Source organism: Chitinimonas lacunae (assembly GCF_042650885.1).
GTDB lineage: Bacteria > Pseudomonadota > Gammaproteobacteria > Burkholderiales > Chitinimonadaceae > Chitinimonas_A > Chitinimonas_A lacunae.
This window is the reverse complement of sequence record NZ_JBHSBU010000001.1, coordinates 2,982,501-2,985,000: the sequence shown is the minus strand read 5'-3', so window position 1 is coordinate 2,985,000 and position 2,500 is coordinate 2,982,501. Positions and strand designations below refer to the sequence as shown.

At 53.1% G+C, this 2,500-nt stretch carries 1 rRNA gene (running past both ends of the window); it reads left to right on the top strand.

The window, feature by feature from the left end:
* Positions 1-2,500: ribosomal RNA gene (locus tag ACFOW7_RS12805) — 23S ribosomal RNA — on the top strand (it extends past both window edges: 256 nt to the left, 129 nt to the right).

Here is a 2,500-nt window from a genome sequence, read left to right as displayed (position 1 = left end):
AGTAGCCTGTACGTGATAGTCGAACGTTTAGTAGAACGGAATGGAAAGTCCGGCCATAGTGGGTGATAGCCCCGTATACGAAAAGCGATCGGTGGTACTGAGCGTACGAGAAGTAGGGCGGGACACGAGAAATCCTGTCTGAAGATGGGGGGACCATCCTCCAAGGCTAAATACTCATGATCGACCGATAGTGAACCAGTACCGTGAGGGAAAGGCGAAAAGAACCCCGGGAGGGGAGTGAAATAGAACCTGAAACCGGATGCATACAAACAGTGGGAGCCTGGAAACGGGTGACTGCGTACCTTTTGTATAATGGGTCAGCGACTTACGTTCAGTAGCGAGCTTAACCGAATAGGGGAGGCGTAGGGAAACCGAGTCCGAATAGGGCGTTGAGTTGCTGGGCGTAGACCCGAAACCAGATGATCTATCCATGGCCAGGATGAAGGTGGGGTAACACCCACTGGAGGTCCGAACCCACTAGTGTTGCAAAACTAGGGGATGAGCTGTGGATAGGGGTGAAAGGCTAAACAAATCTGGAAATAGCTGGTTCTCCTCGAAAACTATTTAGGTAGTGCCTCATGTATCACTGACGGGGGTAAAGCACTGTTATGGCTAGGGGGTCATCGCGACTTACCAAACCATGGCAAACTCTGAATACCGTCAAGTGCGAGCATGGGAGACAGACATCGGGTGCTAACGTCCGGTGTCAAAAGGGAAACAACCCAGACCGCCAGCTAAGGTCCCAAATGATCAGTTAAGTGGAAAACGAAGTGGGAAGGCCTAGACAGCCAGGATGTTGGCTTAGAAGCAGCCATCATTTAAAGAAAGCGTAATAGCTCACTGGTCGAGTCGTCCTGCGCGGAAGATGTAACGGGGCTCAAACTGATAACCGAAGCTGCGGATCATCTCGAAAGAGATGGTGGTAGAGGAGCGTTCTGTAAGCCTGTGAAGGCGGCGGTGTGAACCCCGCTGGAGGTATCAGAAGTGCGAATGCTGACATGAGTAGCGATAAACAGGGTGAAAGTCCCTGTCGCCGAAAACCCAAGGTTTCCTGCGCAACGTTCATCGGCGCAGGGTGAGTCGGCCCCTAAGGCGAGGCAGAAATGCGTAGTCGATGGGAAACGGGTTAATATTCCCGTACCTTGTTGTAATGCGATGGGGGGACGGAGAAAGCTAGGCCAGCCGGGTGTTGGATGTCCCGGTTTAAGCGTGTAGACGTGTTTCGTAGGCAAATCCGCGAGACTTAGTTGAGGCGTGATGACGAGTGAGCTTGCTCACGAAGTGGTTGATGCTCTGCTTCCAGGAAAAGCCTCTAAGCTTCAGTTGCAACAAGACCGTACCGCAAACCGACACAGGTGGGTAGGATGAGAATTCTAAGGCGCTTGAGAGAACTCGGGAGAAGGAACTCGGCAAATTGACACCGTAACTTCGGGAGAAGGTGTGCCCCGGTAGGTTGTAGCGCCTGCGCGCGAAGGCCGATGGGGTTGCAGTGAAAAGGTGGCTGCGACTGTTTATTAAAAACACAGCACTGTGCCAACACGAAAGTGGACGTATACGGTGTGACGCCTGCCCGGTGCCGGAAGGTTAAGTGATGGGGTGCAAGCTCTTGATCGAAGCCCCGGTAAACGGCGGCCGTAACTATAACGGTCCTAAGGTAGCGAAATTCCTTGTCGGGTAAGTTCCGACCCGCACGAATGGCGTAACGATGGCCACACTGTCTCCTCCCGAGACTCAGCGAAGTTGAAGTGTTTGTGAAGATGCAATCTCCCCGCTGCTAGACGGAAAGACCCCGTGAACCTTTACTGTAGCTTTGCATTGGACTTTGAACAGACTTGTGTAGGATAGCTGGGAGGCTATGAAGCGAGGACGCTAGTTCTCGTGGAGCCGTCGTTGAAATACCAGCCTGGTGTGTTTGAGGTTCTAACCTAGGCCCGTGATCCGGGTCGGGGACCGTGCATGGTAGGCAGTTTGACTGGGGCGGTCTCCTCCCAAAGTGTAACGGAGGAGTTCGAAGGTATCCTAGGTACGGTCGGAAATCGTACTGATAGTGCAATGGCATAAGGATGCTTAACTGCGAGACCGACAAGTCGAGCAGGTGCGAAAGCAGGACATAGTGATCCGGTGGTTCTGTATGGAAGGGCCATCGCTCAACGGATAAAAGGTACTCCGGGGATAACAGGCTGATTCCGCCCAAGAGTTCACATCGACGGCGGAGTTTGGCACCTCGATGTCGGCTCATCACATCCTGGGGCTGTAGCCGGTCCCAAGGGTATGGCTGTTCGCCATTTAAAGTGGTACGTGAGCTGGGTTTAAAACGTCGTGAGACAGTTTGGTCCCTATCTGCAGTGGGCGTTGGAAGTTTGAAGGGGGCTGCTCCTAGTACGAGAGGACCGGAGTGGACGAACCTCTGGTGTACCGGTTATGACGCCAGTCGTATCGCCGGGTAGCTAAGTTCGGAAGAGATAAGCGCTGAAAGCATCTAAGCGCGAAACTTGCCTTA